The following is a 15,718-nucleotide window of genomic DNA, read 5'->3' as shown; positions in this document are numbered from 1 at the left end:
ACGGCATTTGTCCGTTTATCCTTTTTTTACAACCAATTCATCGCCTTCGATATCGATTGTAACCGCGCTATAGTCTCTGATATGTCCAGCAACAATTTCACGCGCAAGTTTTGTTTCAATATGTTTTTGAATAAACCGCTTCAACGGGCGCGCACCGTATACATGGTCAAACCCATGTGTTGCAATGTACGTTTTCGCTTCATCCGTTAATGTGACTGCGATGCGACGCTCCGCCAACCGTTCTTCTAACTGTTTCATAAACTTATCGACAATGCCTTTCACTTCACGTACAGTTAACGGCTTAAATAAGACAATATCATCGATGCGGTTTAAAAACTCTGGTCTAAAATGCGCACGTAACTGTTTTAACACTTGTTCGCGCGCTTCTTCGTTTACCTCCCCGTGCGCATCGACCGCTTCTAACAACGTATGTGATCCGATATTTGATGTCATAATGACGACTGTATTTTTAAAGTCAACCGTTCTTCCTTGTGAATCCGTCATGCGACCGTCGTCTAACATTTGCAGTAAAATGTTAAACACTTCTGGATGCGCTTTTTCAATTTCATCAAGCAAAATGACCGCATACGGTTTTCTGCGTACCGCTTCGGTGAGCTGCCCCCCTTCCTCGTAGCCGACATACCCCGGAGGCGCTCCAATTAAACGGGACACCGCATGTTTTTCCATATATTCCGACATATCGATGCGAATCAGTTGTTGTTCACTATCGAAAAGCGCTTCCGCTAACGCCTTCGCCAGTTCGGTCTTTCCGACACCTGTCGGACCGAGGAAAAGAAATGAACCGATCGGACGATTCGGATCTTTCATCCCTGCACGCGCGCGTAACACCGCATCACTCACTAGTTCAACGGCCTCATCTTGTCCGATGACGCGCTCATGTAAAATGTCTGAAAGTCGCAACAATTTTTCGCGCTCGCCTTCCACGAGTTTCGTCACCGGAATGCCCGTCCATTTTGATACGATTGTCGCGATTTCTTCTTCTGTCACTTCTTCACGCAACAATCGTCTTTCTCTTTCGGTTTGTTCAAGTTGCTTTAATTGTTTTTCAAGCTGTGGAATGCGTCCGTGACGAAGTTCTGCTGCTTTATTCAAATCGTAATTGTTTTCTGCTTCTTCTAACTCGCGCTTTGCTTTTTCTAACTGCTCACGCAACGCGCGCACGTGTTGAATCGCTTCTTTTTCTTTTTCCCATTGCGCTTTCATCGCGTTTGCTTTTTCGCGCAAATTCGCCAGCTCTTGCGATAAGGCTTGCAAGCGCTGTTTGCTCGCTTCATCTTGTTCTTTTTTGAGCGCTGCTTCTTCAATTTCAAGCTGCATCATTTTTCGCATCACTTCATCCAATTCTGTCGGCATCGAATCAATTTCTGTTCGAATCATCGCGCACGCTTCATCAACTAAGTCAATCGCTTTATCAGGTAAAAACCGATCGGAAATGTAACGGTCTGATAATGTCGCTGCTGCCACGAGCGCACCGTCATGAATGTTCACACCGTGATGAATTTCAAATCGCTCTTTCAATCCGCGCAAAATCGAAATCGTATCTTCAACCGTCGGCTCTTCGACGAGCACTTGTTGAAAACGACGTTCAAGCGCTGGGTCTTTTTCAATATATTGACGGTACTCATCAAGCGTCGTCGCCCCGATACAATGCAATTCCCCGCGCGCAAGCATCGGCTTTAACATGTTGCCGGCATCCAATGCACCGTCTGTTCGTCCTGCCCCGACGATCGTATGCAGTTCGTCGATAAATAAAATAATGCGTCCTTCACTTTTCTTTATTTCATTTAATACTGCTTTTAACCGTTCCTCAAATTCTCCGCGAAACTTCGCACCGGCAATGAGCGCGCTCATATCGAGTGCAAAAATCGTTTTATCTTTTAACCCTTCTGGCACATCTTTTCGGACGATGCGTTGTGCGAGCCCTTCGACAATCGCTGTTTTACCAACGCCCGGTTCTCCGATTAAAACCGGATTGTTTTTCGTCTTGCGCGATAAAATGCGAATGACACGACGAATTTCGCTATCGCGGCCGATGACCGGATCAATTTTTCCCGCTTTCACTTCTGCCACTAAATCGCGACCGTATTTTTGCAGTGCTTCATATGTGGCTTCTGGATTTGGACTAACCACGCGTTGATTCCCCCTTATTTCCATAATCGTTTGTAGTAACTTTTCTCGATCAATACCGTGGCGCGACAATATTTGTTTCGCTTCTTTATCATCAACGAGGGTAAGCAACAAATGTTCAACCGATACATATTCATCTTTCATTTGTTTCGCTTCTTGTTCTGCCCGCACAAGCCATTGTTGTAAACGATTTGTTACATATATTTTTCCCGCCTCTGAACTCGAAATGACTTGCGGCTTTTTATTCAGCTGTTTTCTCCATTCATCTAACAACGCCGCAACAGGAACGGACATTTTCTCGCATATGCGCCGTGCAAGCCCATCTTCTTGTTCAAAAAGCGCGATGCATACGTGTTCAACATCAACTTCTTGATGTTGGTTTTCCGTCGCTAGCGTTTGTGCACGCCCGAACGCCTCTTGCACTTTTTCCGTCATTTCCATCGTTCTCACCCCTTTGACTTTGACTTTATTTGACCTTCATCTATTACGTATTATAGTGAGAAAGCCACCCTTATGCAAGGATGGCTTACGGTTTCGGAAAGTACGTCCAAATGCGGTTATGATTTGACGTTTCAGGGAAACGGTCACCTGCTTTTAGTTTTAATTTTTTCGGATTTTTTACTTGATCCCCTGTCTCACCAATTTCAATATATATACCGTTGTTTGGTGCTTTTTGTCCCGGGCGGAAATGTCTACTTTGTCCCATCCGTATCCCTCCTCATCGTCTCATCATTTTATAATATGTCCGTTTTGCTTCGTAAACATCATGAGAAATAACGGATGGACATACAAATGTTACAGTAACGAAACGAGCAGCGCTTTTTGCGCATGAAGGCGGTTGCCTGCTTGTTGGAAAATATACGAATGTGCCCCATCAATGACACCTTCCGTCACTTCTTCGCCTCGGTGTGCTGGCAAACAATGCAAGAAAATAAAATCTTGTTTCGCTTGTTGAACGAGTGCTTCATTCACTTGAAACGGGGCGAAAATGTGCATGCGCTCATTTGCTTCCGCTTCTTGCCCCATGCTTGCCCATACGTCTGTGTATACAACATCCGCATCGGCAATCGCCTCATACGGATCGTTTGTGACAACGACTGTCGCTCCGCTTTCGCTTGCGATATGTTTTGCTTCTTTTACAATTGTTTCTTTCGGTTCATATCCTTTCGGTGAAGCGATGGCACAATCCATGCCAACTTTTGCCGCAGCAAGCATTAACGCATGCGCCATATTGTTTCCGTCACCAATGTAAGCGAGCTTTAGTCCTTGTAGTTTTCCCTTCACTTCATAAATCGTCAATAAATCAGCAAGCGCTTGGCATGGATGATCGTCGTCTGTTAATCCGTTAATGACTGGAATGGTCGCATACTGGGCGAGCTCTTCTACTTTTTCATGCTCAAATGTGCGAATCATAATCGCGTCGACATATTCCGATAATACGCGTGCCGTATCGGCAATCGTTTCCCCGCGCCCAATTTGCAAATCGCGACTGCTTAAATGAAGCGCATGCCCGCCGAGTTGCACCATCCCCACTTCAAATGAGACGCGCGTTCTCGTTGACGGTTTTTCAAAAATCATCGCCAACGTTTTGCCGCTCAACGGCGTATACCGTTCGCCGTTTTGTTGCTTTTCTTTTAATTCAACAGCTAAATGAAGTAAATATTCAATTTCTTCTTTTGAATAGTCCGCTAACGTTAAAAAATCTTTTCCTTTTAATTGAATCGTTGCTGTCATATTCATTTTCTCACCACTTCACTTATTGTTTTTAACCAATCTTGAATCGAACAAACGGAAAAATCTTTACTTGACCATGCTTGTAAAAACAATTTCCCTGTTTCTTCTTCCGTTAACACGAGCACATGGCGAGCGAGCGCTTGTTTTCTTCGCCCCGCACTTTGTTCATCACGCATAAAGCTAACAAACGCAAGCGCCTCTTTTTTCGCGACCCATTGTTCAAACGGCTCATCTGTTACAATCGTTACTCCTTGTTGTTGCGCTTGTTCGATAAACGACTTCGCATCCGCTGGCGCATCGACGTACATTTCATGCGCCTCTTTTTTCTTCACGAGATATGGATAAAACGCTTTTAATGCAGCTTCCTCCAGCGTTTTTGCGATGCTAATACCTTCGCCTGTCGATTTCATTTCTGGCCCAACGAGCGGGTCGACACCCGGCAGTTTGTATGTCGAAAACACCGGATATTTTAAGACAACATACGGGATACAAACCGTTTGTTTGACTTCTTCCGACAAATATTTCCCAAGCAATACGTTTGTCGCATGTTGAACCATCGGTACCCCTGTCACTTTACTAACAACTGGAACGGTACGACTTGCCCGCGGATTCACTTCTAATACGTACACTTCGCCGTCTCGTACGATAAACTGAACGTTCATTAATCCTTTAAAATAAAGCTTTTTTGTGATTCGTTTCGTATAGTCGATCATTTTTTCTTTCTCTTCTTCCGTAAACGATTGGGCAGGCAGCAACGCATAACTATCGCCAGAATGAACGCCCGTTTTTTCGACATGTTCAATGATCGTTGGCACAAACACGTCATATCCATCACATATGGCGTCAAGCTCGCCTTCTTTTGCACGCATATATTCGTCAATTAATACAGGATATACAAGACCTTGCTCGACAAGCTCAGAAAGCTGTTGTTTATCGTAAACGATATGCATTCCTCGTCCGCCAATGACATACGACGGACGAAGCAAAAGTGGATATCCAATTTCTTCTACTTTTCTCCATAATTCCGTTTCATCGTTTGCCATCGCGCCTTTCACGTGCGGGATGTCAAGCGATTGAAGCAACGTATAAAAACGCTCCCGATCTTCTAACTGATCGATCGTATCGCTATTCATTCCAATGATAGAAACGCCATACGCTTCAAGTTTGCTCGCTAAATTAATGGCCGTTTGCCCGCCAAATTGCACGATGACCGCTTCAACGTTCTCCGCTTCCACCACATTTAATACGTCTTCAACGGTGAGCGGTTCAAAATATAAACGATCCGCTACCGTAAAATCGGTACTTACCGTTTCGGGATTGTTGTTGATTAAAATCGCTTCATAGCCTGCTTGCTGTAAAGCGTACACGCAATGAACGGAACTGTAATCAAATTCAACACCTTGCCCGATACGAATCGGACCTGAGCCGAGAATAAGCATTTTCGGTTTGTCGCTCGTTTGCACTTCGCTTTCACCGAAATATGTCGAGTAATAATACGATGTTTCTGCTGAAAATTCCGCTGCACACGTATCAACCATTTTATAAGCAGGTACAATGCCGTATGCTTTTCTTTTTTCACGCACGTCTTTTTCGTCAACGTTCCATATATAAGCTAAATATGCATCAGAAAAACCTTTTTCTTTCAACGTGCGAAACGTTTGTTCATCAATGAGATCGAGCGTCGTTTCTTTCGCCTGTTGTTCAAGCACAATAAGCTGAGCAAAACGCGTTAAAAAATATAAGTCCATTTTCGTCCATTCATATATTTGTTCCGTTGAAACGCCGCGCCGAAGCAGCTCTAATATCGCAAAAAAGCGCCGATCGTCTCCCGCTTTTACGATGTCAATTAACGCCTTTGTCGGCTGTTTCGCAAGCGTCGGTGAATATAAACCAACATGGTCTAACTCAAGCGAATGAAGCGCCTTTTGTAATGCGCGTTCGAAATTGCGGTCAATCGCCATCACTTCTCCCGTCGCTTTCATTTGCGTGCCGAGACGACGATCGGCAAACGAAAATTTATCAAACGGAAAGCGCGGAAATTTCACGACGACGTAATCGAGTGCAGGCTCAAAGCTCGCATACGTATGTCCCGTCACCGGATTAATAAGCTCGGCTAGCGTATAGCCGACCGCCAATTTCGCCGCCATTCTAGCGATCGGATAACCGGTCGCTTTCGATGCGAGCGCAGATGACCGGCTCACACGCGGATTGACTTCAATTAAATAATACTTTTTACTTTTCGGATCGAGCGCAAATTGAATGTTGCATCCACCGACAACGCCAAGCGCCGAAATAATTTTAATCGCAGCGGAACGCAACATATGATATTCGACATCCGTCAACGTTTGCGACGGGGCAACAACGATCGAATCGCCCGTATGAATGCCGACAGGATCGATATTTTCCATGTTGCAAATCGTAATGCACGTATTCGTATGGTCGCGCATCACTTCATATTCAATTTCTTTAAACCCCGCGACGCTCCGTTCCACTAAACATTGCGTAATCGGGCTTTCGTGCAACCCTTTCGTCACAATCTCAACAAGCTCATCCATCGTTGCTGCGATCCCGCCGCCTGTTCCACCAAGCGTATATGCTGGACGAACGATAATCGGAAACCCGATTTGTTTTGCGAATTGCACCGCTTCTTCGACAGTCGTCACAATTTCACTTTCTGGCACGGGTTCATTTAATTCGTACATTAACGCACGGAACGCTTCACGATCTTCCCCACGCTTAATTGATTCAATCGGTGTACCGAGCAAGCGAACGTTATATTTTTGCAAAATGCCGCGTTCATGTAGCGCAAAAGCTAAATTGAGCCCCGTCTGGCCGCCAAGCGTAGCTAGCAACCCATCGGGTCGCTCTTTTGCGATAATTTTTTCCATGCTTTCAACGGTGAGCGGTTCAAAATATACAGCATCGGCATGCACTTCATCCGTCATGATCGTCGCTGGGTTGTTGTTAGCTAAAATGACGCGATACCCTTCTTCTTTTAGCGCTAAACACCCTTGCGTTCCTGAATAGTCAAACTCCGCTGCTTGCCCGATGACGATCGGACCAGAACCGATGACAAGTATCGAACGTAACGTTGTATCTTTAGGCATACACTGTCTCCTTTCTTGCTGCTTTCATCATGTCGACAAATTCCGCAAAGATAAATTGCGTATCGTTTGGTCCAGGGTGCGCTTCAGGATGATATTGCACGCATAAAATCGGCTTCGTTTCATGGACGACTCCTTCCACTGAACCGTCATTAACGTTAATAAAGCGAATGGAGAGCGGCGTATCGGCTAAACTTTCCGCCTTGACGACATAGCCGTGATTTTGTGACGTCATCAACACTTTTTTCGTCTTCGTATCATATACCGGCTGATTCGCCCCACGATGCCCAAACGGTAATTTTTCCGTATCCCCGCCGTAAGCAAGCGACACGAGCTGGTGTCCGAGACAAATCGCAAGCGTTGGATACCGTTCAATAACGGAAAGAATGTTTCGTAAATGATGCGACAACTGTTTCGGATCCCCCGGTCCGTTCGATAATAACACCCCATCTGGATCAAGTTGTTCTACCGTTTGTAACGTCGTGTTGTACGGAACGACGGTCACCCGACAGCCATGCTCGATTAGCGAATGAACGATCGATTTTTTATAGCCGAAATCAAATAAAACGACATGCATGTGACCGTCTCCATATGTTTTTATTTCCGATGTGCTGACGAGCGGAACAGGCGCTTGTTCCTCCATTTGCACGACCGCTTGACGACTTGTTGAAATGACGGCAGGCATCGCCCCATGTTCCCGAATTTGTTTCACAACCGCCCGCGTATCCACATGCGTAAGAAGGGGGATGTTCCATTTTTGCAAATATTGTTTTAAACTATACGTCGCTTCGTAATGATGTCCCGTCTCTTCTGCTTCATAAACGATGACAGCTTTTACATGCGGCTGTTTGCTTTCAAAATCGACTTCATTAATCCCGTAATTTCCAATGAGCGGATACGTAAAAACAATCATTTGATTTTTATACGACGGGTCTGTTAACACTTCTTGATATCCTGTCATTCCTGTAAAAAAGACAACTTCTCCCGCAATATCTCCCGTCCACGCCGTTTCTAAATTGCCGACAAACGTTTTGCCGTTTTGCAAATGTAAATATGCTTCCATTTCAACACCCCAACCGAATGTTTATTAAACAAATAGAATTTTTATTCATCTATGCGTATAAAAAATTGCGTTCATACGATGTTAACGCATCTTGTAATATATTTACCGCTTCATCAATCTCTTGCTTCGTGACAATAAGCGGTGGCAACAAGCGAATAACGTTCGGTCCCGCCGCTAAAACGAGCAGCCCTTTTTCATGAATATGCGGCAATATGTTTGCGACTGGTTCGCTGCATACAATACCAACCATCAGTCCTAAACCACGTACGTCTTGAACGATATGAACGTCTTTTAACTGCTCGGCTAATTTTTCCTTGAAATATATTCCTTTTTCCTGTACTTCTTGTAAAAACGAAGGCTGAGTGACGATTTCAAGCGTTGCTTTCGCTGCTGCCATCGCTAAAGCATTTCCGCCAAACGTGGAGCCGTGCACACCTGCGCTAAACGTTGCGACGACATGTTTTTTTCCGAGCATCGCCCCAACAGGAAATCCGCTTCCTAACCCTTTCGCAACGGTAATGACATCTGGTGAAATGTCAAACTGTTCGTAGGCGAATAACGTTCCTGTTCGCCCGATCCCCGTTTGCACCTCGTCGACAATGAACAATGCACCATGCGTTTGGCAAAGCTGTTGTGCCGCCTGCAAGAACGACTTTTCTCCGACGACAACACCTCCTTCACCTTGCACAACTTCAACGATCACAGCTGCTACCGTTTCATCCATTTCCCGCTCAAGCGCGGCGATATCGTTAAACGGCACATGAACAAACGTCGGCAACAACGGGCCGAAGCCATCGTGAATTTTCGCCTGCCCTGTCGCTGACATCGTCGCAAACGTACGGCCGTGAAAAGACCGTTCGCACGTAATTATTTTCGACCGTCCTGTATGTTTACGTGCAAGCTTGATCGCTGCTTCGTTCGCCTCCGCTCCACTATTGCAAAAAAACACCGCATCGCCAACGGAATGTTGAACAAGAAGAGAAGCGACTTCTTCTTGAATCGGAAGATGAAATAAATTGGACACGTGCCATACTTCGTTTAACTGCGCTTCTAACGCTTGCTGCACAGCAGGATGGCGATGACCGAGATTGCATACCGCAATGCCTGCAACAAAATCGATATATTGTTTTCCATCCGTCGCGATGACTTTCGTGCCTTCCGCTTTTGCAACCGTAATCGGAAACCGTTGATAAGTCGGAAAAATCATACATACACCTCTTTCTTCATCATCGTTCCATGCCATGTTCCGTCTTTAAAAAATGGAACTTTTCCGCTTACAATCGCCACTTCATTGACCGAGTTGAGCGCATGAAGGGCGGCTTTGACTTTTGGAATCATCCCACCTGAAATCGTTCCATCTGCGATCATCGCTTCAATCATATGTGCTGTTGCTTCTTTCACAACTTCCCCATTGTTTAAAATGCCAGCGACGTCTGTCACAAAAACGAGTTTATCAGCCGAAAGTGCCTGTGCCACAGCCGCTGCGGCTGTATCTGCGTTAATGTTATACGTCTGACCGTGTTCATCAACACCGATTGGCGCGATGACAGGAACGTATCCGTGGCGCAGCAACGTATGCAACAGCTTCGTATGAACGTTCACAACTTCACCGACATAGCCGAGCGCATCGAGATCGATTGGACTTGCTTGTAAAAGGCGATCATCAACGCCCGATAACCCGACTGCGCGAATGTCGTTTGCTTGCAAAAGAGAGACGAGCGTCTGATTCACTTTTCCATTTAACACCATTTCAACAACGTCCAACACATCTTTTGTCGTTTTTCGCAAGCCGTTCACAAATTCGGACGGAATGTTGAGCGCCTGTAACAAATGCCCAATGTCTGGCCCGCCGCCATGAACGATGACAACATCAAGTCCACTTTCTCTTAGTTGTTTAACGCTCGTAAAAAACGATGGAGATAACTCATGAAGCACACTGCCGCCGCATTTAATGACAATCACAACGATCCCACCTTATGTGCGATAGCTCGCATTAATTTTAATGTAGTCGTACGTTAAATCGCATCCCCATGCGATGCCTTCTCCTTCGCCGAGATGTAAATCGACTGTAATGACGACAACATCTTCCATCAGAGTCGCTTTAGCTTCTTCCTCTGAAAACGGCACCGGTTGGCTTTGCTTTAACATTTGAATGGAGCCAATCCATACGTCAACACAATTAGGATTGATGTATGCTCCGCTATGACCGATCGCGCCGATAATGCGCCCCCAATTGGCATCCGCCCCATACACAGCTGTTTTCACTAAATTCGAGCCGACGATATGTTTGGCTGCCCATTTTGCTTCTTCGTCTGTTCGCGCTCCCTTGACGCGCGCTTCAATCAATTTCGTTGCCCCTTCACCGTCGCGCGCAATTTGTTTCGCTAAATGTTCACACGTTTGGCGAAGCGCTTCATAAAAATTCGCCCAATCCGGATGTTGTGGAGAAAGCGGCTCATTGCCTGCTAATCCGCTCGCCATAACGATGACCATATCGTTCGTTGACGTTTCTCCGTCGACCGTAATTTGATTAAACGACACATTTGTAATGGAGCGCAGCGCATCTTGTAATACGTCTGATGGGATGTTCGCATCCGTCGTAATAAAAGCAAGCATCGTCGCCATATTCGGATGAATCATCCCCGATCCTTTTGCCGCTCCTGCAACGGTCACCACTTGACCGTCCACGATCGTTTCGTAGCACGTTTTTTTCATGACAAGATCGGTCGTTAAAATAGCCGTTTGAAAATCAACCGCTCCATCCCATTCTGCCGTCGGTTTCAGCTTTGGAATGCTCGCGCGGATTTTTCCCATCGGCAAACATTCACCGATCACCCCTGTCGATGCGACAGCGACGAGATGTTCATGAAGCCCGAACGTCTCCGCACACAATTTTCTCATTTCGTACGCATCTTTTAATCCTTGTTCGCCTGTACATGCATTTGCATACGCGCTGTTGACGATTACTGCTTGCAGCTTGTTTTCAACAGCGATGCTTTGCTTTGTTACTTGCAATGGAGCGGCTTGAAACACGTTTTGCGTATATACTGCCGCACATGATGCGGGCACGTCACAAACGATCACCCCTAAATCTTTTTTCGTATAACGTAAGCCCGCATGCACACCTGCTGCTTGAAATCCTTTCGGTGTAACAATCGTTCCATCGGCTATATATTTTACTTTTTTTTCTTTCACTTTCACTTTTCTCCCCCCATTTACGGATACATCGGCATCGCCGTCAGTCCCGTTTGTTCATCAAATCCAAACATCACATTTGCATTTTGAACGGCTTGCCCTGCCGCCCCTTTCATTAAATTATCGATCACGCTCACAACAGTAATGCGATTCGTACGCTCATCATAAGCAATCCCAATATCACAATAGTTCGAGCCGTACACATCTTTCGTGCACGGAAAAGATCCCGCTTCCCGAACGCGCACGAACGGGCAATGTTTATACGTTTCTTTATATAACTCTATGATTCTTTCATGCGATAATGCGCATGCAGCTTCCGCATATATCGTCGCCATAATGCCGCGCGTCATCGGAATTAAATGCGTGCTAAACGTGATTGGTGCCATTTGTTCGTTCCAATCGCACAACATTTGTTCTATTTCAGGAATATGTTGATGTGTATTTACTTTGTATATTTTTACATTTTCATTCGTTTCCGCAAAATGAACGCCAAGCGAAACGCCTCGCCCTGCGCCAGATACGCCTGATTTCGCATCAACGATGACGGAGTGCGGCACAATCCATTTTTGAATAACGAGCGGTGCTAATCCGAGCAACGTCGCTGTCGGGTAACAGCCAGGATTCGCAATCAATGTCGCTTTTTTAATTTGCTCGCGATTCCATTCTGTCAGACCATATACCGCCTGTTTCAACACTTTTTCGTTCGGCGGGGCTTTTTTATACCACTTTGCATATACGTTCCCATCACGTAAACGAAAGTCTCCCGATAAATCAATGACTTTATATCCTGCCGCAAGCAATTTTGGCGTCCATTCACTCGATACGCCAGGCGGTGTCGCTAAAAACACAAGCTCGCCTTCGATATCGTCGCTTCGAATATCACGCAAGACGAAACGCTCCTCGATATGCGGATACACGTCATGTAGCGAAACACCTGCTTGTGAAGATGAATGAACAGAAGCGACATGCATATGCGGATGATGTTGCAATAAGCGAATGAGTTCAATTCCCCCGTATCCTGTCGCTCCAATAATGGAGACTTTCATTAACCTGTTCCCCACTTTCTGTATATTTTATAAATTTAGTTATCATTATAATACTGCATAAAAATAAAATCAAATGTATATTTAAATATTTTTTTTTATTTTTTCACCTTCTTTATTGACGCTACCTCTGTTTTTCTTTTTAATGGAATTAGATAACAACAAAAGGTGGTTAGCATATGACAATTCAACCGATCTCCTTATCCGAGCTTCTTTCCCTCTCTCACCATACGATCGACATTCAAAAAGGAGAATATATTTTTCGTGAAGGAGAAGCGACAAGCGAGCTGTATGTTGTATGTACAGGAAAAGTACAATTGAGTAAAACAACCGATGAAGGACGCGAACTATTGCTGCGCATCTGTGAGCAAGGGGACTCGTTTGGGGAGATCGTTCCGTTTCAACCGATGTGCGTTTGTACCGTTAGCGCAAAAATGGTGGAGGCGGGGACGTTAGCTGTCATCACCAAGCAACAACTCGAAGAAAAATTGACGACAGACCATGCGTTTGCGTTGCAGTTTATGCAATGGATTCATTTACAATTGCAACGGATGCAAGCAAAAGTGCGCGATTTAATTTTGTACGGAAAAAAAGGTGCGCTTTATTCCACACTCATTCGTTTAGCGAATAGCTACGGTGTTGAAACAGAAGACGGCATTTTTATCGATCTTCCGATGACGACGCAAGAACTCGCCAATTTTTGTGGCAGTGCACGCGAAGTCGTCAGCCGATTATTAAAAGAGTTAAAAGAGCTAAAAATCATCTCTGTCCACAAAGGAAAAATAACGATTCACGATTTGCAGTTTTTAAAAGATGAAATTCGTTGCGAAGGTTGTCCAATCGACATATGCAACATGAAATAAACGGGTGTCCGAAAAATGGCGGCACCCGTTTTGCATCATATTAATAAACGATCATCACAACAAGCGCAAAATAAACAGCATTGGCAATTTCGTAAATCCCTACTTTTTTAATCGACAACGCTTTTCCATAAAAGTAAATGGCACGCACGACGCTCGGCACATAAGCGAGCGCAAGCCAGCCATGGCCCGTAGCGATGCATGCGACAATAAGCCCGATATGAAATACCCAAGATGCCCACTTATACCGCGGGTTGTTTTTTTCACGAATCATCGTTTTTACGTAAAATGTGCTTCCGACGAAAAATAAAACGGAGGCAACAAATAAAAACAACGCTTTTTCATCGATTGCTCCCGTTCCGACATAGTAGCTTCCTACACCGCCGAGCGAAAAGTTCATAATCGCCGCCACATCGTTCGTAAACGACCGCTCTTTTTTCTTTTTCGCAAAATATATATTCACAACAAAAAACGGAACCATAGCTAATCCAAAATAAACGAGCGTCGGCTTGTAAGCAAGCGGGATAGCGACGAAAATGAGGGCAACAAACGTATAGATGGCAAGCCATTTTTTATGATGAGCGGTCGCTTGCTTTTTTACAACGAGCATCCATATATATGTGGCTAAATAAAGAAAAAACCATGCGACAAATAACGGAAAATGAAGCCACGTCGCTTGACCGATGTCGATGCCGAATAAAAATGGAATGATTAACATCGCCCATGCGCCATGTTGTTTCGGAATAACCATACTATCCCTCCTCACGTCTCATTGTACCATCCTCCCTTTCTCTTTTTTGTGATCGATGTCACATGTTTTTATAAATGTGTGACAAACCATTGAACCGTTTGTAACCATGCTTCGCGCGTCACTTTATGACCTGCTCGTTCATCGACTAACATACGGAGTGGCTCATGAAACGGCTCGATTTGTTTATAAAAGGCGTATGTATACTCAAACGGAACGACGTCATCTTGTTTTCCGTGCCAAATGAAAAGCGGACGACCGTTTAATTTTTCTGGTTGTAGCGATAAATCATATGCCGTTAATGTGTTGCGCAACGTTTCGATTTGCTGTTTAGAAAGCGGCAATGTCATCCCTTTTCGCTCGGCAAATTGCAATTGCAAATCAAAAAGCTTTTTATAGCACGGGCTCCCCATTAGCGAACCAGCCACGCGAATCCATTCATATTGCGTCAACGCACCGAACGTCACAATGCCCCCCATCGATGTCCCAACGACGCCAATGCGCTTTGGATCAACAAGTTCTCGCGCCACAAGTTCATTTTTTATTTGTTCTAATTCGCGAATAGTCGTTAACACAATATCCCAAAAAGACAAATGAAGTTCATCGTCAGAAAGCGGATTTGGACGTTCCCCATGATACAACGCATCCGGCAAAACGACACGATACCCTGCTTCCGCAAGCAAATAGCCGAAATGAAGATTATGTTCCTTCGCGCTTGTAAATCCATGAATAAAAATGACAAGTGGTCGCATATGATGTGTACCATCTTCTTTCACGACCTGCAGGCACGGAATATTTGCGATCGACTCCCGAATAATCGACACCATGTTCTCATCTCCCATTTTATGTTTTAACATTATCTTACCATATAGACAAATATTTTGGAAAAACGATACACTGAATGAGGAATAATTTTAACGAAAAGGGGAACGGTTATGGAACAACATTTAATTGCACTTGATTTAGATGGCACGTTGCTAAAAGATAATAAAACGATTTCTCCACGCTCCTACGATGTCATTCAGAAAGCAAAACAAGCGGGGCATATTGTCGTCATTGCGACAGGACGGCCGTATCGCGCAAGCAAAATGTATTATGAACAACTCGACTTAACGACGCCAATCGTCAATTTCAACGGCGCATTCGTCCATCATCCAAAAGATGACAGCTGGGGAATGTACCATACGCCACTTCAGTTAGAAACAGTAAAAGAAATTGTTGAAGTAAGCCGAAAATATAACGTACGCAACATTTTAGCTGAAGTGATGGACGATGTTTATTTTCACGAACATGACGAGCAATTGCTTGATTTGTTTAATTTAGGAAATCCAAATGTATATATCGGAAACTTACGTGACATTTTACGAAAAGATCCAACGAGCATTTTAATTTTATCTGACGAACAAAACGTCGGGCGCATTCGCACATATTTATCTGAAGTGCATGCCAACGTCATCGACCACCGCAGTTGGACAGCCCCGTGGCACGTCATCGAAATCGTCCGAAGCGGCATTCATAAAGCGGTCGGTCTTGAAAAAATTGCTTCCTATTACGGTATTCCACGCGAGCGCGTCATCGCTTTTGGCGATGAAGATAACGATATCGAGATGTTAAAATGGGCTGGATTAGGTGTCGCGATGGGCAATGCGATTGAACCGCTCAAAGCGGTGGCAGACGATGTGACAAAAACGAACGAAGAAGACGGGATCGCTGTTTATTTGCAATCGTCATTAAAGTTATAAAAAATTCCCTCACGTATTGTGGCGTCATATGCGCAAACTATATGTGACGCCATACGCGTCACAACTCACATTTCGCACCCT

Annotated in this window: 13 protein-coding genes; 2 read left to right on the top strand and 11 right to left on the bottom strand. The window is 44.8% G+C overall.

Annotated features, from left to right (window positions below; genetic code table 11):
- Positions 1–15 precede the first annotated feature (15 nt).
- From clpB to argC, 9 genes are all read right to left on the bottom strand, one after another.
- Positions 16–2,589, bottom strand: coding sequence for an ATP-dependent chaperone ClpB (gene clpB, locus ABEV15_RS07315; protein WP_498852821.1), 2,574 nt, complete (start codon positions 2,587–2,589; stop codon positions 16–18).
- Positions 2,590–2,674: 85 nt separating this feature from the next.
- Positions 2,675–2,854, bottom strand: a complete 180-nt coding sequence (locus tag ABEV15_RS07310; protein WP_003395421.1) for a YjzC family protein — start codon at positions 2,852–2,854, stop codon at positions 2,675–2,677.
- An 89-nt stretch (positions 2,855–2,943) separates the two neighbouring features.
- Positions 2,944–3,888, bottom strand: a complete 945-nt coding sequence (gene argF, locus ABEV15_RS07305; protein WP_498852820.1) for an ornithine carbamoyltransferase — start codon at positions 3,886–3,888, stop codon at positions 2,944–2,946.
- On the bottom strand, positions 3,885–6,989 hold the full coding sequence (carB, locus tag ABEV15_RS07300; protein WP_498852819.1) for a carbamoyl-phosphate synthase (glutamine-hydrolyzing) large subunit: 3,105 nt from the start codon (positions 6,987–6,989) through the stop codon (positions 3,885–3,887). Before carB ends, argF begins: the two co-directional genes overlap by 4 nt.
- Positions 6,982–8,049 carry a carbamoyl phosphate synthase small subunit gene (locus ABEV15_RS07295; RefSeq protein WP_498852818.1) on the bottom strand — a complete coding sequence of 356 codons (1,068 nt, stop codon included), beginning with the start codon at positions 8,047–8,049 and terminating at the stop codon, positions 6,982–6,984. Before ABEV15_RS07295 ends, carB begins: the two co-directional genes overlap by 8 nt.
- 49 nt (positions 8,050–8,098) lie before the next feature.
- Positions 8,099–9,256, bottom strand: a complete 1,158-nt coding sequence (gene argD, locus ABEV15_RS07290; RefSeq protein ID WP_498852817.1) for an acetylornithine transaminase — start codon at positions 9,254–9,256, stop codon at positions 8,099–8,101.
- Positions 9,253–10,011, bottom strand: a complete 759-nt coding sequence (gene argB / locus ABEV15_RS07285; protein ID WP_498852816.1) for an acetylglutamate kinase — start codon at positions 10,009–10,011, stop codon at positions 9,253–9,255. The genes argD and argB overlap by 4 nt, the downstream gene beginning before the upstream one ends.
- Before the next feature lie 12 nt (positions 10,012–10,023).
- Complete coding sequence (argJ, locus tag ABEV15_RS07280) at positions 10,024–11,250, bottom strand: bifunctional ornithine acetyltransferase/N-acetylglutamate synthase (protein ID WP_498852815.1); 1,227 nt, start codon at positions 11,248–11,250, stop codon at positions 10,024–10,026.
- Positions 11,251–11,264: 14 nt separating this feature from the next.
- Positions 11,265–12,290, bottom strand: a complete 1,026-nt coding sequence (gene argC, locus ABEV15_RS07275) for an N-acetyl-gamma-glutamyl-phosphate reductase (protein WP_498852814.1) — start codon at positions 12,288–12,290, stop codon at positions 11,265–11,267.
- Positions 12,291–12,466: 176 nt separating this feature from the next.
- Between argC and ABEV15_RS07270 the strand changes: the two genes are divergently transcribed.
- Positions 12,467–13,150, top strand: a complete 684-nt coding sequence (locus tag ABEV15_RS07270; protein ID WP_498852813.1) for a Crp/Fnr family transcriptional regulator — start codon at positions 12,467–12,469, stop codon at positions 13,148–13,150.
- 40 nt (positions 13,151–13,190) lie between these two features.
- Here ABEV15_RS07270 and ABEV15_RS07265 read toward each other — a convergent pair whose 3' ends face one another.
- Together ABEV15_RS07265 and ABEV15_RS07260 are read right to left on the bottom strand one after the other, a co-directional pair.
- Positions 13,191–13,898 (bottom strand): YwiC-like family protein, encoded by a 708-nt coding sequence (locus ABEV15_RS07265; RefSeq protein ID WP_498852812.1) that lies wholly within the window; start codon positions 13,896–13,898, stop codon positions 13,191–13,193.
- Positions 13,899–13,966: 68 nt separating this feature from the next.
- The gene (locus tag ABEV15_RS07260; RefSeq protein WP_498852811.1) at positions 13,967–14,722 is read right to left on the bottom strand and encodes an alpha/beta fold hydrolase; all 756 of its coding nucleotides are present in this window, start codon (positions 14,720–14,722) and stop codon (positions 13,967–13,969) included.
- A 108-nt stretch (positions 14,723–14,830) separates the two neighbouring features.
- Between ABEV15_RS07260 and ABEV15_RS07255 the strand changes: the two genes are divergently transcribed.
- The gene (locus ABEV15_RS07255) at positions 14,831–15,637 is read left to right on the top strand and encodes a Cof-type HAD-IIB family hydrolase (RefSeq protein WP_498852810.1); all 807 of its coding nucleotides are present in this window, start codon (positions 14,831–14,833) and stop codon (positions 15,635–15,637) included.
- The last annotated feature ends 81 nt before the right edge of the window (positions 15,638–15,718 follow it).

The organism is Bhargavaea massiliensis (genome assembly GCF_050480245.1).
Lineage (GTDB): Bacteria > Bacillota > Bacilli > Bacillales > Anoxybacillaceae > Anoxybacillus.
This window is presented reverse-complemented; position numbering and strand designations above follow the sequence as displayed.

Coding starts and splice junctions, on each gene's coding strand:
- clpB (WP_498852821.1), bottom strand. CDS start 2,589: ATGGAAATGACGGAAAAAGTGCAAGAGGCGTTCGGGCGTGCACAAACG.
- ABEV15_RS07310 (WP_003395421.1), bottom strand. CDS start 2,854: ATGGGACAAAGTAGACATTTCCGCCCGGGACAAAAAGCACCAAACAAC.
- argF (WP_498852820.1), bottom strand. CDS start 3,888: ATGAATATGACAGCAACGATTCAATTAAAAGGAAAAGATTTTTTAACG.
- carB (WP_498852819.1), bottom strand. CDS start 6,989: ATGCCTAAAGATACAACGTTACGTTCGATACTTGTCATCGGTTCTGGT.
- ABEV15_RS07295 (WP_498852818.1), bottom strand. CDS start 8,049: ATGGAAGCATATTTACATTTGCAAAACGGCAAAACGTTTGTCGGCAAT.
- argD (WP_498852817.1), bottom strand. CDS start 9,256: ATGATTTTTCCGACTTATCAACGGTTTCCGATTACGGTTGCAAAAGCG.
- argC (WP_498852814.1), bottom strand. CDS start 12,290: ATGAAAGTCTCCATTATTGGAGCGACAGGATACGGGGGAATTGAACTC.
- ABEV15_RS07270 (WP_498852813.1), top strand. CDS start 12,467: ATGACAATTCAACCGATCTCCTTATCCGAGCTTCTTTCCCTCTCTCAC.
- ABEV15_RS07265 (WP_498852812.1), bottom strand. CDS start 13,898: ATGGTTATTCCGAAACAACATGGCGCATGGGCGATGTTAATCATTCCA.
- ABEV15_RS07260 (WP_498852811.1), bottom strand. CDS start 14,722: ATGGTGTCGATTATTCGGGAGTCGATCGCAAATATTCCGTGCCTGCAG.
- ABEV15_RS07255 (WP_498852810.1), top strand. CDS start 14,831: ATGGAACAACATTTAATTGCACTTGATTTAGATGGCACGTTGCTAAAA.